The organism is Hydrosulfovibrio ferrireducens (genome assembly GCF_046883345.1).
GTDB classification, from domain to species: Bacteria; Desulfobacterota; Desulfobulbia; order Desulfobulbales; family Desulfurivibrionaceae; genus Thiovibrio; species Thiovibrio ferrireducens.
This window is the reverse complement of sequence record NZ_JALKCW010000025.1, coordinates 361,686-387,066: the sequence shown is the minus strand read 5'-3', so window position 1 is coordinate 387,066 and position 25,381 is coordinate 361,686. Positions and strand designations below refer to the sequence as shown.

General features: G+C 53.7%; 18 protein-coding genes. 6 read left to right on the top strand and 12 right to left on the bottom strand.

Annotated elements, in window-relative coordinates:
* Nucleotides 1-62: 62 nt before the first annotated feature.
* The 9 genes from MWR57_RS13945 to MWR57_RS13905 form a co-directional block, all read right to left on the bottom strand.
* Nucleotides 63-1,727, bottom strand: a complete 1,665-nt coding sequence (locus MWR57_RS13945; RefSeq protein ID WP_423125433.1) for a peptidyl-prolyl cis-trans isomerase — start codon at nt 1,725-1,727, stop codon at nt 63-65.
* A complete protein-coding gene (locus tag MWR57_RS13940; protein ID WP_423125432.1) occupies nt 1,688-2,308 on the bottom strand; it encodes a hypothetical protein in 621 nt (206 codons plus the stop codon). Before MWR57_RS13940 ends, MWR57_RS13945 begins: the two co-directional genes overlap by 40 nt.
* An 80-nt stretch (nt 2,309-2,388) precedes the next feature.
* Nucleotides 2,389-3,909, bottom strand: coding sequence for a flagellar hook assembly protein FlgD (locus MWR57_RS13935; protein WP_423125431.1), 1,521 nt, complete (start codon nt 3,907-3,909; stop codon nt 2,389-2,391).
* Nucleotides 3,910-3,917: 8 nt separating this feature from the next.
* Nucleotides 3,918-4,562 (bottom strand): hypothetical protein, encoded by a 645-nt coding sequence (locus tag MWR57_RS13930; protein WP_423125430.1) that lies wholly within the window; start codon nt 4,560-4,562, stop codon nt 3,918-3,920.
* A 38-nt stretch (nt 4,563-4,600) separates the two neighbouring features.
* On the bottom strand, nt 4,601-6,715 hold the full coding sequence (locus MWR57_RS13925) for a hypothetical protein (RefSeq protein ID WP_423125429.1): 2,115 nt from the start codon (nt 6,713-6,715) through the stop codon (nt 4,601-4,603).
* 156 nt (nt 6,716-6,871) lie between these two features.
* Nucleotides 6,872-8,572 carry a cytochrome c3 family protein gene (locus tag MWR57_RS13920; RefSeq protein ID WP_423125428.1) on the bottom strand — a complete coding sequence of 567 codons (1,701 nt, stop codon included), beginning with the start codon at nt 8,570-8,572 and terminating at the stop codon, nt 6,872-6,874.
* Nucleotides 8,573-8,684: 112 nt separating this feature from the next.
* Nucleotides 8,685-9,683 carry a cytochrome c3 family protein gene (locus MWR57_RS13915; RefSeq protein ID WP_423125427.1) on the bottom strand — a complete coding sequence of 333 codons (999 nt, stop codon included), beginning with the start codon at nt 9,681-9,683 and terminating at the stop codon, nt 8,685-8,687.
* 346 nt (nt 9,684-10,029) lie between these two features.
* Complete coding sequence (locus tag MWR57_RS13910; protein ID WP_423125426.1) at nt 10,030-11,139, bottom strand: cytochrome c3 family protein; 1,110 nt, start codon at nt 11,137-11,139, stop codon at nt 10,030-10,032.
* A gap of 422 nt (nt 11,140-11,561) precedes the next feature.
* Nucleotides 11,562-12,911 (bottom strand): sigma-54-dependent transcriptional regulator, encoded by a 1,350-nt coding sequence (locus MWR57_RS13905; RefSeq protein ID WP_423125425.1) that lies wholly within the window; start codon nt 12,909-12,911, stop codon nt 11,562-11,564.
* Nucleotides 12,912-13,317: 406 nt separating this feature from the next.
* Between MWR57_RS13905 and MWR57_RS13900 the strand changes: the two genes are divergently transcribed.
* From MWR57_RS13900 to MWR57_RS13875, 6 genes are all read left to right on the top strand, one after another.
* Nucleotides 13,318-14,349 carry a peroxiredoxin family protein gene (locus MWR57_RS13900; RefSeq protein WP_423125424.1) on the top strand — a complete coding sequence of 344 codons (1,032 nt, stop codon included), beginning with the start codon at nt 13,318-13,320 and terminating at the stop codon, nt 14,347-14,349.
* Between the two features lie 120 nt (nt 14,350-14,469).
* Nucleotides 14,470-15,576: a cytochrome c3 family protein gene (locus MWR57_RS13895; protein WP_423125423.1), complete on the top strand. Its 1,107-nt coding sequence runs from the start codon at nt 14,470-14,472 to the stop codon at nt 15,574-15,576.
* A gap of 192 nt (nt 15,577-15,768) precedes the next feature.
* Nucleotides 15,769-17,001, top strand: a complete 1,233-nt coding sequence (locus MWR57_RS13890; RefSeq protein WP_423125422.1) for a 6-bladed beta-propeller — start codon at nt 15,769-15,771, stop codon at nt 16,999-17,001.
* 208 nt (nt 17,002-17,209) lie between these two features.
* The gene (locus MWR57_RS13885; protein ID WP_423125527.1) at nt 17,210-17,551 is read left to right on the top strand and encodes a substrate-binding domain-containing protein; all 342 of its coding nucleotides are present in this window, start codon (nt 17,210-17,212) and stop codon (nt 17,549-17,551) included.
* Nucleotides 17,551-19,275: a diguanylate cyclase domain-containing protein gene (locus tag MWR57_RS13880; RefSeq protein ID WP_423125421.1), complete on the top strand. Its 1,725-nt coding sequence runs from the start codon at nt 17,551-17,553 to the stop codon at nt 19,273-19,275. Before MWR57_RS13885 ends, MWR57_RS13880 begins: the two co-directional genes overlap by 1 nt.
* A complete protein-coding gene (locus MWR57_RS13875) occupies nt 19,265-21,199 on the top strand; it encodes a sensor histidine kinase (RefSeq protein ID WP_423125420.1) in 1,935 nt (644 codons plus the stop codon). Before MWR57_RS13880 ends, MWR57_RS13875 begins: the two co-directional genes overlap by 11 nt.
* Nucleotides 21,200-21,326: 127 nt before the next feature.
* Here the strand turns inward: MWR57_RS13875 and MWR57_RS13870 are convergent, their stop codons facing one another.
* The 3 genes from MWR57_RS13870 to MWR57_RS13860 form a co-directional block, all read right to left on the bottom strand.
* A complete protein-coding gene (locus MWR57_RS13870) occupies nt 21,327-23,378 on the bottom strand; it encodes a sigma 54-interacting transcriptional regulator (protein ID WP_423125419.1) in 2,052 nt (683 codons plus the stop codon).
* 464 nt (nt 23,379-23,842) lie between these two features.
* Entirely contained in the window at nt 23,843-24,811 is a 969-nt protein-coding gene (hemH, locus tag MWR57_RS13865) for a ferrochelatase (protein WP_423125418.1), read from the bottom strand.
* Nucleotides 24,808-25,380, bottom strand: coding sequence for an HD domain-containing protein (locus MWR57_RS13860; protein ID WP_423125417.1), 573 nt, complete (start codon nt 25,378-25,380; stop codon nt 24,808-24,810). The genes hemH and MWR57_RS13860 overlap by 4 nt, the downstream gene beginning before the upstream one ends.
* Between the last annotated feature and the right edge of the window lies 1 nt (nt 25,381).

Here is a 25,381-nt window from a genome sequence, read left to right as displayed (position 1 = left end):
GTTGCGCAAAAGCTACCGGGCCGCAGGAAAACAGCAGCAGACCCGTAACAACAGCGACCAATCTACTTGTTTTTGACAGCGACATCGGCATTTGCCAGCTCCTTTCGCAGCTTTTTCCACACCTTGGGATTGATGCTGATCTCAGATCCTTCCTTCAACCTGCGCAGTAACTCTTCACGGGCCTGTTGATATTTCAGGCGGCTCAATTCCTGGCGAATCTGTTCCTTGACCTGAACAAAAGGCACAGAGACTTTTTCCTTATATTTTACCAGCCGCACCAGAGCACTACCATTTTTAAATGCAAAGGGAAGACTTACCTCGCCCGGACGCAGGGAGGAAACAATCTCCTTCAGTTCCGGGCCAAGCTGACTCACCGGCATCTGCTGAAGAGAAGGCCCGCCCGGGACATGCTCTGCCGCGACTTCAAAAAAATCGTGCCCAATGGAAATCTTCTGCCACATTGCGCTGATCGTTTGCGTCTCACCTTCCAGCAACATAAAATCCACCATCTCCGGATGCGAGAACCGCTCGGAATTTTCCCGATAAAATTGCTCGAGCTCCGGTTCGTCAACCTTTACCTTCGGCTCGACGAGACGTTTTTCAATCTCCTTGTTCAGCCGATGGTCACAGTAAAATCGATACACCCACTTGAATGGCTCCTTTTCCTCATAATGCCGGTCCGCGGCCTCCCAAGAGACCACGGTCTGCGAAATCATGCTGGCCAAGACCCTTTTCTTAAGAACGTCAACTTCCTCGGGTGGGAATTTATTTTTTTCCCTGAAGTTTTTTTCACTCTGCAAACTCCCCCAGAAATTCGCCGCGGTAACATCCCCTTGTTTTGAGCTGATCACCAGCTTGTTAGCCAACTCCTCGGCCGGGGGCGACAGATCGATTTGCGCCAAAACCTCCTCATCCACCTGCATGTTATATTTTTTACCCAAAATATCCACCAGACGGGCGGTCAGTTCGTCAGCTTTCCGGGCTTGCAATTTTTTGAGTATGATCCCTTTGAGCTGCTCCATATCCTGCGGGTCTTCACCTTGCCTTTCTTCGATTTTCAAGACAACAACACCCTTGTCCATCGTGACCGGTGGCGTTATCTCCCCAACCTTGGCGTCCTCTAGAAGCGTCCGCCATTCTCCCTGCAACTGGGGAATACGGAACACTTTTTCTTCATGATATGTGGCCCCCCCTTCCTCGGGCTTTAAGGCAATAAACTCTTCAACGGACAGTATACCATTACGCAAGGCGGTTATTCTCTCTTCCGTCGGGCTCCCCGCAATATAATAAAAAACCCGGGCTCGCAATTTAGGGATATATTCTTCGCGATAAAAATTACGGACTTCCCCGTCGCTTACCGAGACTTTTCCGTTCACCTCTTCTTCTTGCAGCAACATAAGAGAACGAACTTTTAAAAAGGTGCCCACCTTGCTTCTATAGGTGGGCTCTAAAAAAAGCTGCATCTTGGTCGCTTCCTGAACCAGAAGCTGCCACTCAATAAACTCTTCGGGAGACTCCGGCAACGGTGTCGCTTCTTCCCGCCAATTCCACCACCAGTTTTTGAAATCTTGCGCGGAATACTCCGTGCCATTCACCGTGGCCAGGTTCGTTTCCTCCCAAAACCAGGCAGCCACGGCCCGTTCTTGCGCAAGCCCGGCGTAAGACAGCAGAAAAACACAGACCCCTATTACGAATCGACGCATGACAACAGTCCCTTTTCTTTCCATACTCCCAAAATCTCCTGCATCATTTTTTTCCCGAGCTCGCTTACCGTGTTTACCATGCCGAAATGCATCATTTTCTGATAATCTCCGCCCTCCCGGCGATACAGGCTGGACCACTGAAGAAGCCCGCTCTTCCCATCATAGACCCGCACCTGGATACTCAATACCGGGCTCACTCCGCTTGACGTGACTTTTTCGTCCATCTCAAGCACTTCTCCCACAATCAGAGTATCAACCCCGAGGCGCACGGCAATAATCCGCAATTGCTCAACATCCGGGACTTCCCACGGCTTGAGCCGCATCTGCCTATACAGTTTAAGGACATCTCCTTCCAGCGCCACCCGCCAGTTGCACTGCTTCACCAGCTCAACCAACACAAGGCGATAAACAATCTTCGCCCCCTGATCATAGCCACTCCTGTCGGCAAAAGGCAACACCGCAATGCCTTGAGGTTCATGGGTTGTTTTTTGGGAAAACTCCTGGACATAAGGTTTTTGCCCGCCGCATCCGGTCAGGGCGAACATCCCCCACAAGAAAACAGTTACTCCCGACAACACACAAAAAACCTTTTTGCGTTCATCCATTATTTTTTTCCCACAGCACATCCTCACCATCACGCGACCGGCGGGGAAACCTATCCCCGCCGGTTTCCTTGGGCTTTCTGCTAAAAATCCACCGACCAAGCATTTTCCTCGGCGCTTTTCTCCTCGGCCTGCTCTGCTGTCTTCTCGCCCCGGGGTTTCAGGGAGACGATATTATCGATGACCTGCCGTATCTTATTGCCCAAGACATCCTGTCCATAGATGCGGCAAGAAATTTTCTCGTTCTCATTGCTGAACGGCACCGAGAACCGAACCGGCAATTTTTCTCCATTTTTCTCCAAAAGAATCGCTCCGGCACCGTTTCTCAGATCAACCCGCCAAAAAGCCAGGGGGACCTTCCCGTCATAGTTCAAATCAACCTGTATCTCTCCGCCCTTTTTTTCCGTGACAAGGGCAAGCTCCGGTCTTTTGCGCACAATACGAAATTTTTCCGTTGCCACAGCGTTGTTTCCAGCTCGATCCGACACCTCCACCCGCACGCTGTACAGGCCGTCTTCCGCCAGCATTCCATCCTGGCGTTGCCCCCACCAGGAAAACCGCCCCGGCAGATTGCCGCGACCGCTCTCCGACTTGACTACCTGCTCGGAACCATCAAGGATGCCGATATTCCAGGAGACGAGGGGTTCGGGTTCTTTCAGCACGGAACTGATCGTCACCTGACGCCGCAAAACAACCTCTCCATCCAGTTCCTGCCCTCGCAGCGCGAGAGTAATTTCGGGTGGCTGGCCGTCAACCAGAAAGCTTCCGGCAAAAACATTTTTCCTGCCCTGTTGCCCTCTGTTGATGCTGACGGATACCGGATAGCGGCCATCTTTTCCTGTTGCCGGCCAAACAGCCTCGAAATACTTTTCCTGGGGCAGATAAACCGCCTCGATAACCTTGCCGCTGACCACTACGGAAACGGCCACTTCAGCCTGCTTCGCATTGGTCTCGCCAAAGCGGATCCGGCAACGCATTGTTTCTCCCGGCTTTACCACCTCAGGGCTGAGATGAATCTCCTCGCTGAAATTTTCCTTGGGAGCCTCCGAACTTGCCGGCAAGTTGTGCGGCATAATTTCCATTGCCCGCACAACCACGATATCCTCTACCTCCGACAGGTTCTGCGGCTCGGCAAGGCCGAGAAATTTACGAACATCCGCCCGGCAGAGCTGGACGCTTCCGGCCCAGATCATTTTGGCATCGTTTGCCCTAATTATCTGCAAGGAAATACCCAAGGCCGCAGGCTCTTTGTCCCGCAACTGATTCACCGAGCCGAGCAAGAGATAATCAATGCCGAGTTCCTGCCGAAGCCGCAAAATATTATTGGAATCAAGGCTACCCACCCTGCGGATGCGGTTTTTTGCCATGAAATCGATAATCCGTTTCTCTTCAACAACGGTATAGCCTTTCCGAATGAGCACCTCGCGCAGCCTGCTCGTCATGGACGGATTCAAGCCATTATCCCCCTGGCTCAGATCTTCAACGGGAATCACCGCCATCTGTACGGCAAAAGCCTGTTCAACCACGAACAGCAGCACGAACAGCAGTACGCTGATCCCTGCTCCTTCTTTCCGCCTGTTTCTTCTCCGGTTCAGCGCAAGCATGAAAAATTTTATCGGGGGATAGTATGCAGAATGTCTTCCAACAACGACACCGTCACCTGATATTTATCTCGTCCGGCAAGACCGAAAAGCCGACGCCAGACCGAATCGCCACTTTCATGGCCACCGGCTTGCCAGATAACCAGGCCTGTTTCCACCTCCAGCAGTCGTAAGGTAACGGACACTTCGGGATAACTCATTGTCCCTTTGCGGCTGTCCGCTGCAATGTCCAGGGTCGTGAGCAACAGGCTCTGCACATTGAGTTTCTGCCCCAGCCGTTTGATTGTTGAGACATCAAGAGGCTTACCCGGATCGATGGCCTCTTCCCGCAGAAAACTGTCCACAAGCCCTTTGTCCGTCACATCAAAAAGTTTCATGGCAAGGATCCGGGTGATCGTGATATCCCGCACCAATTCCGGAGCAAATTCGTCCTTGCTGTTGTTTTCAACAGGCAACACCGCAATTTTTTGCACAAACCCGAAGTCTACGTTCTCGCGGACAAACGCCTTTGATTTCCCCATAAACGGAAAGCCACAGCCGGCCAAACCGAGAGAAACGCCGATCAACAGCAACACGCAGAAGGTTTTTTTCCCCAACCGGAAAAACGATTCGGACCGTTCCAACAGTATCGACGACAACCGCATCTTGATTCCCACTGATCTTCTCTCCTCGACACCAACTCTCATTCGTCGGATCAAAATCTGGCAATCAGTTGAGTTCTGATCTGCCAGTCCGTCTCGGCCCCTTGCGCCCCGAAAACAAAGCTTTCCTGCTCACGCTCAACATAAAAAACATTCCCCTGGAGAGTCAAATGAGGACCAATGGCCCAACTTCCGCTCAGGGCGTATCTGCTGAGATCGTTGTCGTCATTAACAACATAATAACTGAAAGAAAATTGGGTATTCTCCGTTGGCGCCACCGTGGTTTGAAACAACCCGTCTTCGCCGGCGCTTTGCCAATTTTCCCATTTTTTACCAACCGCTGTCAAAACAGAAAGGATATCGGACACCCGCCAATTCAGGGTAAGTTTGTTGTCCAGCAATTCCGTGCCGACAGCTCCCTGGATTTTCTGGTAGTCGGTGATCAAATCCGCGGTCAGGCGCGGAACAAGCCTGGCGGTCAGGGTCAGACGCGAACCATAATCCGTGGTCGTTGTTCCTGAATTTTCATAGCGAGAACCATAAATGGAAGTCAGCGTGGAGGTCTGCTCATATTCCGTCCGCCCGGTGGTGAGATCAAGATTGGCATCAAGATCGGGATAGAGGGCAGCAGAGGTATAGAGTCCCGTCACATACGAGGTGGACAGCAACTGTTTTTCTTCATACCGCTCGGTTTTGGATAATCCGAGGTTGATATCAACGCTGGGGACGGGAAGAGAATTCAAGCGCAGCGAATAGGCCCTGTTGAGGGTCTCCGGCAGTCCTTCAATCTTTTCCATGTTCTCGCTGACCCCAAAAGCGGAGGAAAAATATTCCCAAGGAGCCCACCGCATTTCGCCGATCTGATTCTGCCGGCTATAATCAATTTCCGAGGCATAATTCCCATTTTCAAGGGAAAGATTATAGGTCATGCCCAAGGCTTGGGAAAGTTTGTATCCCACATTCAGATCGCTGATATTGCTTAATGTTTTGTCCTTTCGAGTGACAAAATCCTCGGAAGAAGCGACCTGGCTATATGTCTCTATTTCTGTAAAATCCACCCGCTGGACAGGGCTGCTGGTAACAACCAGCTTAAGCCACCGGAAGGTGACGTTGCTCGTCTCTATCTCGAAGCGTTTTTTTGCAGAGTCATACGTAACCAGTTTACTAGGGACAATATTCTGCTCGATACGCTGATAATCGGTGCCGTTCGTGCTCCCATAGAGATCCATGGTGAAGGAGCTGGCCGTCACCTGGCCGATATTTTTTTCCGTGTACAGGAAAATCCGGTTGACCTCCCGCAGATCGACCCGGAAGGCAATGTTAAGCGGCGGATTATCAAAGCCATCCGTGTATACTCCGCTCACGACCTCAACATCACTGTCGGACATCAGGGCGTTGGTGCTCAGTTCGCCGGAATCGCTGATGAGCGGGGTATCATCCTTGCCCACGAGAACCTGGCCGATGCCCTGTTTTATCAGGGCAAGTCCGCCTGCGACCGCAGTGGAAGATTCGGTCTGGCTTGTGGAAAACTGCTGGGAAAAACCAAGGCTGAGCCGATTGTCGAAAAAACGGCCGGAACTGTCCAGTCTGGCAAAGTGATTGGTGGCGGTGGTTTCACCAAAAGTCACATTGTCATTCTGCTGGGTGCGATTAAAATTATAATGGGTTTTAAACAGTTCGAAATCCCAGTCTACCCCCACGGACTCCCGGGTATCATCGGTATCCTGCAGATGGGGAGTTTCGCTGTCGCTACTGAAATCCCTGCCGTAGGAAGCCCGCAATTTCGGCCAAAAACGATCCTGCCAGTTACTGGCCCAGGTAGATTCCCAACTCCGCCGGCTTCGATCCGTGGCAATGGAACTCCGCTGTTCGCTGACCGAACCGAACAGGTCAAAAAGAAAAATATCGTTCTGGATGGCAAAACGCAGACTCGGATCAAATCCCTCCGTGTCTTCCTGTTCCCCCCAGTTCCGATTATAGCGAAACGCCTCCTGCAATGACATGGCCTCGGTAATCTCCTGCTTGAGATCAACCGTATACGTTACCCTGTACTCATCGGCCTCGGGATCGTCTTTTGTGTTTTCATGCAGCCAACTGGAGGTCAGGGCCTGTCCTGCAAACGCATTTCCGGCGGAAGAGACCAGCACGGCAAGGGCCGAGAGAACCATGCTCCGAAAGCATCCACGCCGCGATCTCAAACAGGGCATTCCTCCTGCTTATCCTTCAAAGGGCAAGCCGAAATGGCTTGCCCCCAATTCACCTGCCGCCATTGCCGGCCGTACCATTTCCGGAGTCCGAACGCCATGGCCCGCGACAGAGATCATCTACCTGCTCGGTTTGATTTTCGGATTTTTCCGGTCATAGGTTTTCGGCGCGTGGCAGCCCACCACGCACGTTCCGCCGGTTTCGGTCTTGGTCATGGTAATGGGGTACGACCAAGACCCGAACGGAACCTCCTTGCGGATATGCTTTGCCTGGCTGCTGGCATGCGCATCGTGACAAGAGACACAGTTTCGGCCCTTTTTCATATTGACATGATAAAAGTGCAGATTGTATTCGCCATCCCGGAAATTGGTCAGGGTGCTGGTAAACTTATTCTTGGCAATTTCCTTGTTATGGCAGCCGAAGCACAGATCGTAATTCTCCGGACTGTATTCCTTGTAAAACTCCTCGGGATAATACCGCACAAGAAGACGGCTGTACTTGGAGCCATGCACCTTATGGCAGGCCATGCAATCACCGGTCTGCACCGGGCCATGCTTCGACTTGCTGCCGGTGACAATGTCGCCCAACTCATCATGGCAGGTAAAACACATTTTTGTTGTGTTGTCTTTTAGCAGAGCCTTCTCGTTGGAAGAATGCGCCCGGTGGCATTCCGTACACTTGCCCTGATCAACGGGCGCGTGTTTGAAGGTGGCGGTTTTAATATCACTGTAGACAGCAGGGCTTAACTTCTCATGACATTCAGCGCAGAGCGCGCTGCTTTTTTTATGTAACTGAAACTGGGAATCGGAACTGTGCGGATCATGACATTTGTTGCAGTTTTCATTCACCGGTTTATGGACATTTTTCATGCTGAATTCATTTTTTCGTTCCTGATGGCACTGGAAACACAGCTCTGCTTTTTCAGGGGAAGCAATCAGCAATTTTTTATGCTTGCCGGAATGGGGCCGGTGACAGGCGATACAATCCCCCGCGCCGACTGGACCATGGCGGTGGGATTTGGTAAAAACCGCTGCCGCATGACAGTTGAAGCACAGGCTGCTGACGCTTGAGCCATTCCCGCGCAACTGAAAACGCATCGGGGATTCGTGGGGATTATGGCAATCGACGCACCCTTCCTTTACCGGTTGATGCACAACGCTGTCATTAAATTCTGCCTGCTTTGCCTGATGGCAGACCAGGCAGAGGTCCTGCCCGGTTCGCTCCATGGCCATGGGATTAAAGGATCCGTGCGGGCTATGGCATGAGATGCAGACCCCGGCGCCCACAGGCCCATGCACATGGGCGGCCTTGCCCATATTGGCATGGCATTTTCCGGTGGTACAATTGGCTCTGGTCGGCACAATCTTTTTGAAATCATACTGCCCGCGTCGCAGCCTATGGCATTCTTTACAGTCCAACGCCACGGGATTGCTATGCACATAAAAACGCTTGTAGCCTTTGGGGCCTGTCTTGTCTTTTTGAGGTGGCCCATAAAAAACCTTCACCTTTTTCTGAAGCTTGCCGGCGCTCAAGCTGATGACATTTTCCCCTTCCCTAAGAGAAATCATCCCCCCGAAGGCTCCCCCTTCCACCGGCAGAACTCCACCCGAAGCCTTATTACTCACCCCTTGGATGGCAACGCCCTTAACCTCAACGCCACTCACAAAGCCTGCCAGAAAAAGGTCTTTCCCGGTCACCCAGGCGCCATCGAGCGGAGAAACAACGGTGATCTCCTCCTGCGCACCCCAGGTTACCGAAGGCGCGAAAAAAATACCAAGCCCGACAAAAAGATATAATGCCGCGAGGATGCCTTGCAACAAACCTGCTTGTCCCGATGGCCTGTTGCCGCTCTGTGTTGTACCGAAAAAGCGTTTCAAGTTTTTTCCTCCCAGCACTATTTTTATTCCAGTCATCTCGCAGTAGTCGCGAGTATCAGTTGTCCTTGGCGGTGTGACAGGTAAAACATCCCGTGTTTACATCCCCGCTTTGGTGCGCATTCATCTGGCTGTAATCCCAGCGAAGCATGTCCGGATACGGGCTGGCATGGGCCATATGGCAGGAGAGACAGGTAATGACATCGGCGCCGGGAGTCACAACGCTGCTGGCGGAGGCCGGTACCGCGGTGCGGCCGATGGGAGCCTGAACACTGTAGGTGGTGTAATTCTGATATTCCTTGGAGGCCGGAAGCACGATATCGTTGGGGTGCCGGATGAATGGCGAGGTTATGTTCGGACCTATGCCGTCGTTGTCGCCTGCCGTGAGGGTGTGAAAATTACCGTGGCAGGTGCCGCAGAACCCGCTGATCGTGTGGTTGGGCGGGGAGACGCCATTGCTTCCATGGCAACTGGTGGCGCCGCAGCCCAAAGTCATGGGCGTAGTGGCTCCGTAATATTCATTATGACTGGAAGGACTCGCGTTCTGCCATCTGTCGGTTTGGTTTTCATAGCCTCTGACTCCAACCAGAAAGCGATAACTGTTTGCCGCGGTGTCGGCCACCAGCAGTTGACCATCCACATTGTTGTGGTGAGCTCCCTTGAGTGCGACAACATCGGTCGGTGAGCCGCTGGTCAATCTATAGCCATGGCATCCGTTTACCCCGGCGCACGTCAGGTTGGAGGCATTGACAATATACCCATCATGGAAAGACTCTGCGATTCCGCCGGGCAGTGTGCTGACAAAGGTGGCATCTCTAAACGCCTCGCCAAGAGCAATGACATTATGGCCATGGCTGTTGGAAGCAATTCCTTTGATTCCGGTAATATACCCGAAATTGCCTGCGGCAAGGTCGCCGCTGGGGTCGGAATGCATAACCTGAGGAACAAGACTGCCGTTTATGTTGACGATTTTCTGCGCGGTTGCCTGACCATGACAACCCAGGCAGTCTCCCCGCAACAGGTTTCGCTCCACCTTGGCAGTCGAGTTAAATTGCATGCTGGCGCCTTGCTGACTGTTGTGCATGGTGTGGCAATTGTCGCACTCGCCGGTGATTTTTGCGCTGACCCGGGTTTGCATAGCTAAAAAAAGTAGGGCGCTCAGGGCGCAAGAAAAAACGACATGGCCAGTTCGGCAGATCAGCCTCACGTCAATTCCCCCCCGGAAAAAATTAGTACTACGAGTCACTGCCCCACATGTTCTTTTACACTTAACCCGCTGTCTTTAATAGATATTCTCAATCTTGTGCCGAGGCATAATAAAACACCGCGCCGGGGCATTGCCAACTGACCGGCGCGGTGTTCATCATTTCCCAGCCACCATGGCTTACTCGCTACGCCACAGATCAAGTATCCTTGGTGGTATGGCAGGCAAAGCAACCGACATTGCCACCCGCGCTGGCATGGGCATTCATGGCGGTATAATCCCAGCGCAACAGGTCGGCCTGATCACTGCCATGCGCCCGGTGACAGGAGATACAGGTGACGATGGCGTCGCCGGCAATCTGCAGGACCGTAGACTTCACGGCAGCGATGCTATTGCTTGCCACTGGCGCCTGAGGCACATAGGCATTGACTCCGCTTCCTCCGTAATCACCGTATTCTTTCGCCTTCACGGTGAACATGTCAAAATCGGTTGGGTGACGTACCCACGGAGAGGTCATGTTGTTCGAATAACTGATCCCGACATCATTGGCGGCATGCGCGGCGCTTGAAGCGTGGAAAGCGCCATGGCATTGCCCGCACAGGGCGCTGATGGTTTGGGCAACAGCCGCATCAGTGGTACGCGCCACCCCGTAGTACTGGTTGTGGGCAGCGGCAGAAACCGTCTTTTCCCAGTCAGCGGCCTCAATTCCCTTCGTTCCATTGAGGAAGCGGTAGCTATTGACCAGGTTTGATCCGTCAACAGCACCGGCGACGCCTCCGGAATTCTGTGGCGGCGCATGATGCGAGCCGCTGAGCGCCGCATATTCATCCCCTTGGGCTCTGTCGCCATGGCAGCCGGTGGTGCCGGCACAGGTCAACTGCGAGCCCAAAGCCGCCCCTCCCGGAGGGGTATTGCCCAGCACACCATCCACGCCGGAGACCCCCTTCACATTATGCCCTTTGGCATCCACGGTCTGCGCCCAGAAGAAACTGCCCCCGGCCAGGGTCGCCGCAGGTGCGGCAGTATGATTCACCTTGGGGATATTATTGTCCGTCAAATCGGTTGCCGCGCCGGTGTGGCAGCCCACACAGTCGCCCTTGGTCAGGGATCGATAGACGGTGGACGTAGCAGACATGCTCGCCCCCCCCTGGCTGTTATGCATGGTATGACAATTGACGCATTGGCCAGTTACCTGGGCATTGCCGCCTTTCGGCAACAAACAAACCGCGCCGAGCAGCACGGCTGCCATGGCAACCGACATCTTCCGTACGGTGAAAATACTTCCTGTTGTTTTGGATGTGTAACGCATTGTTCTCCCCCCTCCGTTTTTCCCCGATTCCATAAGCTCACTCAGCCCATACATCCCCTTCCGCCTTCCTGCTCTCCTTCCTCGACTCTACAGATTTTCTCAACAAAAACACAACTCCTTCATATATACGATATGACATAATCAACTGGTCGTCAATTCAAAATAAATATCGCAAAATCAGGGAGCAATCGCTCAACCTGACCCAGAATCCAAAAAATATAAAAGCAAGTCTCGTGCCACAAAATGGAGCCAAAAAAAATGAAAACCGCCGGACACTCGAAACCCGCTCCGGTCAAGCAAAAATGAGGATGTACTGGAACTATTTATTTTTTTAGACTCAGCAAAGACGGGAATTTGCAGATGAAAACAAGCGGCAGATGGTCAGTTTCTGTTGGGCGCACAATCAGAAACTGACCACCGGATCAGGCGAAGGGATTCAGCAACTCATAATCGACAATTTTTTTCCGGAGGGTGGTCGGGGAAATATCCAACTGCTTGGCCACCTTCGTGATATTCCACCGAAGGCTGTCCAGCGTTTTTTCGACATGCCGCTTCTCCGCTTCAGCCAGAGTGGTCGGCCTGGCGCCGCAGTCTTCCGCCGCCGCGCTTTCCTTGCCCGGACCAAGTTGCAAATCCTCGGCCGTGAGCACCGCATCGACGGCCAAAACAGCCGCCCGGGTCAAAACATTTTCCAATTCCCGAACATTGCCCGGCCAGTCATAGGCCAACAATTTTTGCAGGGCATCCTCGGAGAGCGTTGGCTTATAGCACTGGAATTTCGCGGTTATTTTTTCAAGCAGCGCCTCGGCCAACAGGGGAATGTCCGATCGCCTCTCCCGCAACGGGGGCATCTGAAGCGAAGACACGCTCAGACGGTAGAAAAGATCCTCCCGGAACCGTCCTTCGCTGACAAGCCGCCGCAAATCGCAATGGGTAGCCGCCACAATGCGCGCCTTAAGCGGGATAGGTTCCAACCCCCCGACCCGGACAAACTCCTCTTCCTGCAAAACCCGCAACAACTTGGCCTGTAGATCCATGGCCATATCGCCGATCTCGTCAAGAAAAACCGTACCGCCGTCGGCATACTCAAGCTTTCCTATTTTCAACCGGTCGGCCCCGGTAAAAGATCCTTTCTCATGGCCGAAAAACTCGCTTTCCAGCAAAGTCGGCACCACGGCCGAGCAGTTGACGGCAACAAACGGTTTGCCGGGCGAGCCCGCCTGATGCAAGATTCTGGCGGCTAATTCCTTGCCGGTTCCGGACTCCCCCTGAACGAGAACAATCACCTTGGTTCTGGACAACAACCCTATTTTTTTATGCAGCGCAACTACTTTGGGGTGGGCGCCGATCATATCAAAACCAAAGCCTTCGCACAGAACCTTTTCCGGAATTTTCCCCTCCGGCTCAACCCAACTGCGGTGGCGCTCCACCCGGGTCACGATGGCCCGGATCTCGTCCATATCCAACGGCTTTCGCAGGTATTCAAAGGCGCCGCGCCGCATGGCCTCAACCGCCGCATTATTGTCGGATTCCCCTGTCATGATGATAACCGTCGGCGGGCAAGGCCCCTCGAGCAGCTTCGGCAAGGTTTTGAGCCCGCTCTGATCAGGGAGATTCACATCAAGAAAAACAATATCCGGAGAAAAGGCCTGCGCCTCAATCCCCCCCGCGTCTGCCGAAAAAGAGCAACGCACCTCATGCCGCTTGAGAGTAAGCGCAATCTGCAACGACCGGCATAGCGCCTGATCGTCATCAATTATCAACACCTTCATCGGGGTTACCCTCCAGAAACGGTAACTGTCCGGCATTGAGCCGGCCAGTTACCGAGCAAACAACACAAACCATGACACAAAAAAAGCCTTTTACCGAAAAAAGGCTACCTCACTTTTTGCAACAGGTCAACGTGAACCACACTGCCAGCACGCATCGCCCAAAATATGCACACCCGTCAAGATTCCAGAACGGGCAAAGATCCTCCAATTTTTTCGAATCTTTTTCACAATTAAGTTGTTGATCATTCGAATCAAGAGGAGTATAAATGTGAAACTTATATGGTAATTCCCCATTGCCATAAAGCCTTTCACCTCTTTTCTTCATTGCTTGATTTTCCATGGCATTTAAATGCATGCGGGCCGAATTCCGCCACGGCTCAGCATACACAAGGAGAGAGGTGCGCCATTGAACGTCCGTTCCCATACCGCCATTTTCAGTTTCCTCGCAACATTCTATTTCGTTTTCAGCACCGGGGCCGCGGAATCCTTCCCGTTTCGGTCGGTCAACCCCGGCGACATGCTGCCTGTCACGACAATCTCGCAGAGTGATTCCGGCAAAAAAATTACCGTGGGCAAACCGGGAGGCCGTATTACTGTCCTCGCCTTCTGGGGCGCCGATCTACCCACAAAAAAACAGCGGTCCACCCAAGCGCTGAACCAGCTCCAGCAACTGGCCCCTTTTTTCCGGGAAAAACAGGTCGATTTGCTGGTGGTCAACGCCCAGGGAGACTCTGCAGAGGTCATGAAAGAGGTTATAGCCGCCTCGGGAGTCTCTTCCCCGACCTATCTGGATTCGGATCAAAGCGCTTACCAAAACCTGGGCCTTCTGGTAATGCCGGCGGTAATGCTCGTTGACAAGGGGGGCAAGGTGGTCAATGGGTTTGGCTACAGCCAGGAGATGGTAAGCAGGCTCAAGGGCGAAATTGAGATTCTGCTGGGCGAAAAAAACCGGGCGCAATTTGAGGCCGAACTCCACCCGGTCATGATCGACAAAAGCAAGGAAGAGAAAGATGGCGCTCGTCACCTGAACATGGGGCGCGTCCTGGCTAAAAAAGGTCAGCCCGATGCCGCCGCCAGGGAATATGCCCTGGCCATCAAAAACTCTCCGAAGCTTGCCGACGCCCATATCCAACTAGGCTGTGTCCTCGTAGAGCTCGGCAAACTCGCGGAAGCGCAAACCGCCATCGACGCTGGTTTGGCCCTGAATCCCAGTTCTCTCGAGGGCGAAATCTGCAATGCGCAAATACGGGCGGAAAAGGGAGAGGTTGCCCAAGCTATCGCCGACCTGCAGCCCATGGTTTTTCGCAACAATCGCAACCACCATTTACATTATATCCTTGGCACATTCTATGCCAAAAAAGCCGACCACGAAAAGGCCTCCCAGGAATTTCGCAAGGCCTATGAATTGCTCAACAAGCAGGCACACGCTGAAGAGTGATCCCGTGGAAGTTCAATTGCCAGCCACATGCACTCAACACAATACGGGATGAAGATGAAAAATCCTCCGGAACACGCATCGGACAAACGGTTGCCCCGAAAGAGCAGGACAGTGCGCGCCATGCTGTTTCTTGTGCTTGCCTCGTTCTTTTTCCCTGCGGCCGCCTGGGCTGAAGAGCCTGAGATCCTCTACCCGCCGGCAAAAGCCGTCATCCATGCCAAAATTCCATCGATATCCATTATTGCCCGGCAAAAAGACGACAAGGGCCTCAGCCAGATCCGGGTCAGAAGCGGCGATATCCTGTACGCACCGCTCGGCATATGGGCCGCCCAGGGCTCCCATTATCTCCATTTCAACGTGCCGCTCAAGCCCGGCAAAAATTCCTTCGAGCTGCTCTCTTCCGGAAAAAATATTTCCATCACCTACAAACCCTTGCGTTCCCTGTCGACTTTCAACCCCAACGACAAGGACGCCTATCTTTTCCACCGCACTGAAGTGCTGCCCGAGAGCTGTACCCAATGTCACGACCCCAAAAAAATAAAGCTCTCGGAGAACCTCAGCGGCGAGGCTCAAGCCCTCTGCTTTTCCTGTCATAAAAATATTCTGGGGAAAACTCCATGGCAACACGGACCAGCCGTCAACAAACAATGCCTTGCCTGCCATAAAGAGCCGGGCTCCCTTTTGAAAATCACCATCCCCGGCGGGAAATCGGAAAACCTCTGCTTCCGCTGCCACGTCAACAAAAAATCCTGGCTTCAAAAAAGCCACATTCACGGCCCGGTCGGCACTGGGGATTGCACGGTTTGCCATAATCCCCATGGCGACATCGAGCGATTCCAGCTTTGGGCTGCCGGCAAAGACGAACTTTGTGTCGCCTGTCATACAGACAAAAAGAGCTTGGTCAACGGCAAAAAGCCCGTCTACTATGTGCACGGAATCTTAAACGGTATCGGTTGCATCGCCTGCCATGATCCCCATGCCACCAACAATGCCTTCCAGCTCTATAAACCGATCAACGATCTTTGCACGGGGTGCCACACAACCCTTAAGGGAGTCACCAGGGGACACCCGGTGGGAGGGCATCCGGTTTCGGGCGCAAAAGACCCCCGCAGGCCGGAACGTTCATTCACCTGCACCAGTTGCCACAACCCCCACGGCTCTGATTTTAAGTTCCTGCTGATCGGCGATATTCTGGGCGGCCATATCTGCAGTCAATGCCATTATTAATAAGGCAACCTATTCATGGCATACTTTTTCCTCCGCACGATAACCGCCCACGCAAGATCTCCGCGCCCAGCAGGGGCGGCAGGACGCTGTGCACGCCACTGTTTTTGCCTCGCATTCTGCCTCCTCTGCATTACCGCCACGTCCGGCCGCTGCCGGGCAGAGGAGCCGGCGGCGGCTCCCGTTCAACAACCAATGAGCGTGGTGACCATCCTCACCGATGACAACCAGGGCAAACCGTTACGGTTTCCATCCACCGTTGCCTTTGATCCGGAACAGGAAGAAATATACGTCATCAATGGCGGAAAAACAGGCTTTGTCATTTATGACAACGACTTCATCCCCCACCTTTTCCTCGGAGCCGGACGAGGCATTGATTCTCCGCACAGTGTTTTTTTCGACACCAGGGAGGGAAACATCTTTGTCTGCCAGGGGAAGTCGGCCGACCATCCGCCGCGGCTAACCATTCTGAACGGCGCTTTTTTTCCGGTCAAGGAGATCCTTTTCGACACTATTCCGGAAGCTGAAAATTTTTCCCCCTTTCGCGGCGCCCTGGGAAAGACGGGCAACATATATTTGGTCGACAACAATATTCGCGGCGTCCTGGTCCTTGACAGGGACGGGAATTTTCTCCGTTGGCTCAAGCCCAAGGACAAGATTCTCCGGAAGATCGTCCGGGAGACTGCGGACAAGAATTCGCCGACCGAAAAAGAAGCCCTTGAAACGCCCTCCCCTTCGGAACCTTCCCCCGAAACCGCCCTCCTTGACCTGCCGCCGGAACTTCGCCCAAAGGCTCGAGTCCGCGTAGCGGAATCATCAGGAGGCCCCGCATCGGAACCGATCACAATCACCGACATCATGACGGACAGCGATGGGCATCTTTTCTTCCTCAGCGAAGAAACCAGCAAGGTCTATGTATACGCGACCAATGAAGAATTCCTGTTCAGTTTCGGCGAAAAGGGCGGCTCCACCGGAAAAATGAGCCGGCCGCGAGGGATTGCCATCAACGAAGGCCGCAAGATTATTTACATCGTTGATTACATGCGTCACACCATCCTGGCCTACGACCTGGCGGGGAAATATCTTTACGAGTTCGGCGGACGCGGCAGCGGCCCGCTCTGGTTCAACTTTCCGAACTCCATCACGGTTGACCGGAAAGGACGGCTCATTGTTGCCGACCTGTTCAACAATCGTGTCCAAATTCTCAAAACGGAATTCGACATGACCTTTACCGGCTCCAAGGGGCTGAAAACCGGGACTCCACCCGCGGCACCGGCGGATACGCCGCAAACCGTAACGCCAGCGGCAGGATCGCCGAACCTTCCGCCGCCCGGGGCATCCACGCCGGAAGCGATACGCAGTCCCGCGAATAATTTCGACCTGGAGACAGGGGCAATACCAGACCGGCAAAATGGTGCGCCGCGATAACAAAAAAGTGGGCTCCCCCGGCACCAACCGCACCCGAAGGCTCTGCACGGCGCCGTTCGTCCCTTCCCGTGTCGCTGGATGCCATTGAATTGTTTAGCAGACGAAAAATACAAAATTGAAGCTAAAAAGAACCACATACATATTGCTGATCACGCTCGGCCTGCTATTGGGAAGCACTTTCTTCGCAACGGCGGCGGACTATATCCTCGTGGTGAACAAGGAAAATCCCGTGGACAGGTTAACCCACCAGGAAGTGAAGGATATCTTTCTCGGCAAGAAAACCAAATGGGGCAACGAGTTACCCATTACCCTTGTCATGAACACCAATGACGAGATCCATGAACGATTCACCAGGATCATGCTGCAGAAACCACCCGTCCAACTTTCCGTCTACTGGAAAAAGATTTTATACAGCGGAGGCGGCATGCTGCCCCTTGCCGTAAAGGATGACGAGGCGGCGAAATCATATGTTGGCACACACAAGAACGCCATCAGCTATATTACCGAAGACGCCTTGGACCGACAGGTGAAAAAAGTGGAGACCCGCTGATGAGTGGCGGCGGGAGCATCCGTGCAAGAATCTGGCGTTGCGTTTTGGTCGCCCTTATCGGCTATTTTGTGGCGACCATGGCGAGCTTCTATCTGAACATGTCGCAATACGACAGACTTTCCAAACTGGTCCAGGTTCATTTTCCCCAGGCAACCCTGGGAAACGATATCCTGTACACCTTCAAGAAACAGACAGAGCGGTACGAAGAAGCCTTTCTCACCGGGGAAAGCGAATTGGCCGCCCAGACGGATGGGCTCAGCGCCGACCTGTCCACCATGCTTGATACGCTTCTGGTGGCGATTAAAAACTCTCCCCATCCCCAGGTAAGTCCGGCCTATGTGCAAAAGCTGCGGGATGATTATCGGGATTACGCGCAGATTGCAAGCAATGTGTACGCCCATGTCTCCGAGGTGGAATCTTCCCTTGATCTGCAAAAAGAAGTGGCCCAACTTGGCAGATCACAGCGTCACCTTCTTGCGGGATTCACCGATCTCGACAAAAGACTGAACACCTTTCTTATCAGCGAAATCGAAGAAAACAAGACCAAATCACTCAAGAGCACCATCTTCCTCGGCACCTTGTTCGTTCTGGTGCTCCTGACGGTCACTCTTATCATTGACCGCGTGGCCCATCGCCTGCTGATCACCCCCCTGGCCAGACTCCAGGAAAATGTGCACACGTTTTCCCGAACCCAGGATGCCATTCGCCCGGAACAGGCCGGCGCCACAGACGAAATAGGCCGTTTGGCCAAGGCCTTCTGGGAGATGACGCAAAACCTCAAAAGTACCACCGTTTCTAAAAAATATGTCGACAACATCATAAAAAACATGACCGGCGGGCTTGTGGTCGTTTCCCCTTCCGGAACCATCCAGACCGTGAACCAAGTGACCCTGACCATGTTCGGATACAACGAAGACGAGTTGCTCGGCAAGATGGCCGCCACCCTGCTTACCCCGGAAGACGAATCGCTTTTCTCCGCAAGCCTGATCAACACTCTGGAAAAAAATGGCCCGATGAAGGACAGGGAAATCACCTGCCTCACCAAAAACGGCCGCCGGTTTCCCGCCCATTTTTCCGGATCGGCCATGCACCATGAGGCGGGGTCCCTGGAAGGGATTATCTGCGTATTCAATGATATTACCGAGCTGAAAAAAGCGGAACATACCCTGAAAAAGATGGCCCATTATGATGCCCTCACCGGAGTCGCCAACCGGAATCTCTTCTTCGAGAAGCTGGAAAACTCCATCCGTGAAGCACAGCGAGAAGAGCGTATTTTTGCCTTGCTCTATCTCGATTTGGACAAGTTTAAAGCGATCAACGACAGCATGGGCCACGAAATCGGCGACCTGGTTCTCAAAACCGTGGCAAGCAGACTGCAAGAGGTTGTGCGCACCGGAGATATGGTGGCAAGGATGGGCGGCGACGAATTCACCATTATTCTCAATGCCTTGCATTCACCCGCAGATGCCGAGATCCTCGCCAAGAAAATTACGAAAACCATCGCCGCCCCGGTTGCCGCGAATGGATTTGATTGCACCCTGGGTGTCAGTATCGGAATCAGCCTGTTTCCGAAAGACGGCACCCATACTGAAATCTTGGTAAACAAAGCAGATTATGCCATGTACCTGGCAAAAGCGGCCGGACGCAATACCTTCTGCCGTTTCACGGAAGAACACCTCGACAATTATCTGGCAAACAGCCAGCAAAGGGACCATGAACTGTAAACTGAGCAAAATATTTTTTGTTGCCGGCAACATCAGAACAAAAGTCTGGATATGTGTGCTCATCGCGCTGGTGGGATACTTTATCGCCACCCTTTCCAGCTTTTACTCAAACAGCAGGCAGGCCGAGAGGCTTGCAACCCTGCAGACCATCCACTTCCCCCTGGCGCGGCTCAGCGACGAAACGGTCAACACCTTCAAAAACCAGATAGCCAAATATGAAAATGCCTTTCTGACCGGGGAAACCGACCAGGCGATCGAGGGCAACCATCTCAGCGCAACAATTCTGCAGCTTCTGGAACAGATGAAAAAGGTGTCCGATCAAAACACCATTTTTTCGCCCGAAGCAGCCCTTATTGATGAACTGCAAAAGCAATACAATGAATTCTATCAGTTGGCGGCGGAGGTCTACCTCAGAACGCAGTCCATCGAAACCTCTCTGGAACTGCAGCAAAAAGTCCAACACCTCGGCAACATGCAAACCCGCTTGCTCAATGATTTTCTCGATCTATCCCAACACCTCGCCCATAGCGTTGAGCAGCACATCCAGGACGAAAGACGGCATGCCCAGACAAACACGCTGTTTCTCGGCCTTCTTTTTGTGCTGGTTTTGATCAGCGCAACTCTTATCAGCCGTTGTTTTGCCAATAGACAACTCATCGAACCGCTCACCCACATACAGGAAATGGTGGTCCGCTTTACGCAAACCAGGGAGATCCTTCGTCCGCCCCAGGGCAACCAGGACGACGAAATCAACAACCTGGCCGCCTCCTTCTGGAGCATGACCGAAGAACTCAAACAGACCATGGTTTCCAAAAGCTATGTGGACAACATCATCAAACACATGAGCGGTTGCCTCATGGTCCTTTCCTCCGACCGAACCCTGATTAAAATCAACAACAACGCCGCAACACTTTTGGGCTTTTCCGAAGAAGAGCTGCTGGGGTGCCAGATTGACGAATTCATCAGCAACGACACAATCACCGTGTTCAAAAATTTTGGGCTGAATGTTCTCGCTCGGGGAGAAGAGGTCAATAATCTGGAGATTTGCTTGATGACCCGGCAGAGAACAAAAATCCCCGCTCTTTTTTCCGGTTCGGTGATGCGCTCTCCTGACCGGGAAATCGAGGCGATAATCTGCGTGGTCAACGACATCACCCAGCGCAAAAAAACAGAGGAGATGCTGCGGAAGGTCGCTGTCGAGAGAGCTCTTGCGAAAACAGCATCCCTGGCGGCGATCGGAGAACTGACCTCCAGTATCGCCCATGAGATGCGCAATCCTCTCTCTTCAATAAAAATGAACATCCAGACGATTCAGCAAAACTTGGGCAGCAAGGACGCACTTTTTTCCGAGCTGGCGGAAATCACCTGCCAGCAGTCGCTGCGCCTTGAAACCATGCTGAACGATCTGTTGAGCTACGGCAAACCCTTACAGCTCAACCTGAGCCGGAGCAGCTTCCCGGAACTCATGCAAAAAACGCTTGTTGCCATAGCCCAGGAAAAGAAAAACAAGGGCGTCATCTTGGAAATCAACAACAGCCTGGGCGATGATCTGCCCTTGGTGGTGGATGTCGAATTGTTCATCCGGGCCTTCACCAATCTGATCTTGAACGCCATCCAGTGGTCGCCCAAGGAAGGGACCGTGCAGATCTCGGCCCGGATCGCACAAAGCCAGGACGACCAGGAAAACCAGGTGGTTATTCTGGTGCGGGATAATGGCCCGGGGATCAACCCGGAAAAAATCGGCCGTCTTTTTCAGCCTTTCTTCACGACCCGCGAAGGCGGCACCGGCCTGGGACTTGCCAATGTCAGAAAGATCATCGAATATCACGGCGGCATGGTCACCGGCAATAACAGTCCCGACGGCGGCGCGGTGTTTACGATTTTTCTGCCCCTGTTGCCGCAGCAACCCGCCATGCGCGCATAAAAAAGCCCTTACTTTTCGGCATCGCACCGACAGTAAGGGCCTCTGCATCTCTCGCAAATCCCGGGGTCATCACACATCTTCTTTTCGCCCCCACCTTCCGGAGTCAGGCGAAATTCAGGCCCTCATCTCACGCCTCCGCCAACTCCTCCTGAACATCCAAGCCAAACTGGGCAATCTTGCGACGCAAGGTATCCTTGGAAATGCCCAGTTCCCTGCAGGTTGCCATGCGCCGCCAGCCGTTGCGGGTCAAGGCGCTAAGGATGGCCCTTTTTTCGATCTGAGTAAGGGGCAGCGGCCTGTTCAGGTCCATCCCCCCCATCACCGGGTCCAGTTGCGCGGCCAGCGGCGAGGGCAGATGATCCGGCTGGATCAGGCCGCCCGGACACAGGATGAAGGCATATTCGATAATATTCTGCAACTCCCTGATATTACCAGGGAAATCATAGGCCATCAATATCCGCAGAGCCTCTTCGGACACCCCGCCGATATCGCGATCTTTCTCGGCATTGAGTTTTTCGACAAAATGCTCCACCAGCAGCGGGATATCCACGGCCCGTTCCCGCAAGAGCGGCAGCTCCAGCTTTGCCACGTTCAAGCGGTAAAAGAGATCGTCCCGGAACTTGCCCTCCTGGACCAGCAGTTCCACATCGCGGTTGGTCGCGGACACGATGCGGACATTGGCCTTTATCGTCCGGCTGGAGCCCAAAGGCTCATAGCATTTGGTCTCAAGGACACGGAGCAACTTGACTTGCATGGCCGGCGAGATATCGCCGATCTCGTCGAGGAAAAGAGTACCCCCCTCCGCTGCGGCAAAACGCCCCTGACGGTCCTGCTTGGCATCGGTATAAGCGCCGGCCTTGCAGCCGAAGAGTTCCGATTCCAGGAGCGTGTCCGGCAGGGCTCCGCAGTTGACGGCAACGAAAGGCCCCTTGCATCTCTCGCTCATGTTGTGCAATGACCAGGCAATCAGCTCCTTGCCTGTTCCGGATTCGCCGAGAATGAGCACATTGCTTTCACTCTGGGCAATCTGCGGCAAGATATCAAAAATTTTCTTCATGGACGCACTTTTGCTGATCATATCGCCCAACCGTTCCCGCTGAAAAATCTTTTTCTGCAACGCCTTGACCACACGCAGATCCCGAAAGGTTTCCACTCCGCCGATCAAGTTGCCGTTGCTGTCGTACATGGGCGCGGCGCAGATGGACACCGGCACCCTGGCCCCATCCACATTGCAGATGGTTATGCAACGATTGGTTTCCGGCTTGCCGGTGCTGATGCTGCACGCTATGGCGCAGGAATTCCCGCAGATGCTGGCATGAAAAACTTCGCTGCACGGCTTGCCGATCGCCACCTCCCGCGGCAAACCTGTAATCCGTTCCGCCGCCTTGTTAAAAGAGGTGACCCGCCAATTGGTGTCCACAGTGAACACACCATCGGCAATGTTGTCGAGAATCACCGCCCGGTGTATGGAGGCCTTGGCGCTCCGAAAAACCTGAACACCGCCCACCACGTTATTTTTATTATCCAACAGGGGCGTGGCGCTGATCGTGGCGCCGATCCGGGTGCCATTGGCGTGGGTAATGAAAACAGACTTGTTTTCCACCGGTTTTTTTGAATCGATGCTCTCGGCGAGCACGCAGTCCGTGCCGCAACAATTGGACTTGAACACCTCTTTGCAGGTTTTGCCCAGGGCATCTTCGCGCTTCCACCCGGTCAATTCCTCGGCGGCCCTGTTAAATGAGGTAAGCCGCCAGTTCTGATCAACGCTGAAAACCCCATCCACAATGCTGTCGAGAATAAAATCCGTGGAGGTCATCACTCCGGAACCCTTTGGGCTGGTGTAGGTTTTGGTGAGAACCGGCAGGGGAATATTCCAGTCAACCCGCCTTTTGAAATTGATCCCGCACAACATCTTGCCGCTGTCGTTCAACGTTTTGACCCAACTGATCTCGCCGTGCACATAATAGCTGTCGAGGATGTTATCCTCCGGCCACAGCTCCACATCCATCTGCGGGGCGACCGGTGCATCGGTTTCCAATTGGATCCCGCAAGGATGGATATCGCAGCTTGTGGCAAGAAAGGTTCGCCGGCCACTGTCTTCCCGGATACGGAACTTGAGATTGAACGGCATGCGGACGAGAGACCGACGATCATTGCTGTTTGTTTGTGCTATGCTCATTTTTCCCATCTCGTTATGTTCATCCTGGAGTTGATAGAGCGACACGGCGGTAGCCGTATCCTTCTCTGGTGAGGTCCGCAAAACTTTCCCAATACGGTGAACAGTGTGGACGCTTGTCGCCACGGAATAACGCAAAAAGCACCCGCGCCCATTTCTTCTTCAGGGATAGCAAGAACGGTACCACAAGGAAATTTACAACAATAACTCATTGTTTTTTCACAAGAAGTTTAAACATCACCACCACCACTCCCTCCCGGCCCATCATTTTCTTGGGAGAGGGTGGTCAGGAACTGGCCACTGTTCCTGCGACCATATGCCGCATGGGCGCACAATTCTTTACGTGTGGGGAAATTGGACTTGCAGCACGCCGAAACGAAATAAAAAATCATGCCGTGCCGGAAGAAAAGAGCGATACGCGATCGCGTATCAGGGCGAAAATATCGCGAAAAAACAGCAGAAGGAAATCAGAGCCAACCCTGCTTTGCGCAGGTATCCTTCACCAGCGTGGCCAGCCCTGCAATGAAAAGGGGATGGGTATTGAGGGAGTCGGTGCGTTCAAGCCGCATGCCGAGCTCTTTAGCCTGCTCCCGATACTGGATATCGATCTCGTAGAGGGTCTCCACATGGTCGGAGACAAAGCTGATCGGCACCATCAGAACATTTTTTATCCCTTCCCCGGCCAATTGCTCCAGCATCTCCGGGGTGGAAGGGGTGAGCCACTCCACCGGGCCGCTGCGGCTCTGAAAGCACAAGCGCCCCGCCATGCCGGTGCTTTTTTCCACCGCCGCGATGGTTCGCTTGATCTGATCCAGATAGGGATCGCCTTCGCGGATGAAGGAGACCGGCAGGCTGTGCGCGCTGTAGACCAACTGCACCGGTTCTCCGCCGAATCCCGCCATCCCGTTGCTGATGCTTTCCGCCAGGCAGCCGACATAGTCAGGCTGATCCGGCCATTCCCGGATCTCGGCAAGCTCAAAGGCGTGCCCCGAGGCAGCAATGGCCCGGCGCAGATCATCCAGCGAAGAGCCGGTGGTGGCGCGGGAATAATGGGGATACAGGGTCAGGGCCACAATGCGACGGATCCCGGCCTGGGCGAATTCCGCCAGGGCCGTTTCCGCTCCCGGCCGCCAGTAGCGCATGGCCATGCGCACCTGGAAATTACCGTCCGTGGCCAGGGCCTCTGCCAACCCCCTTCCCTGTTCGCCGGTAATCCCCGCCAGGGGCGAGCCACCGCCGATCAACCGGTACGCTTCGCAACTCTTCGGCGCACGTTTGGCCGCGATCCTGCGGGCAATGAATTTCTGCAAAAAAGGGAAAGGGGAAAGCCGGATGATGGTGCGGTCGGAAAAGAGGTTGACCAGAAACGGCTCCACGTCGGCGAGGGTTTCCGGCCCGCCGAGATTGAGGAGAATAACGCCGATGGGTTCTTTCATGTGCCAAACGCCTCCAGCGGGAAAAAATCCCGGCGTAACCGTTGCTCCAGCTCGGCCGGAGAAAAATCAAGCCCGGCGAAAAGCCGCGCCTCAATGGCATGGGCCTGGGCGAAGTTTTGCCGGATTCTGGCGTGGAGAACCTCGTCTTCGTTGCCATAGCGGCGGATGATATAGTCGAGGCGCGCCTCAAGGGGCACCACCTGGTCGTGGAGCACCCGTTTGTCCGCGTAATAGACGATTTCCTTTTCCGTGCAGCACTCGGGCAAAGCGCCTTTCAGGACCACATGCTCGGCCACGATCTCGGCCAGCTCGTCAAGGCCATGTTGCAGGCAGATTTCCCCTCCCAATTCATCGTGGCGCAACGCCGTCTCCAGGGTGGCGGTTTTGGCAATGTCGTGCAACAGGGCGGAGCTGACGATGAGCTCCAGGGAAAGCGGGCGGCCGGCCCGCCTCAACCCGCTGCCGATGAGCCCGGCCACCCTGCCGACCATCAGGGAATGCTCCCGGATATTGGGCAGCATCGCATACTGCTCCATCAGCGCAAAACATTGGGCAACGGAGGGAATCACC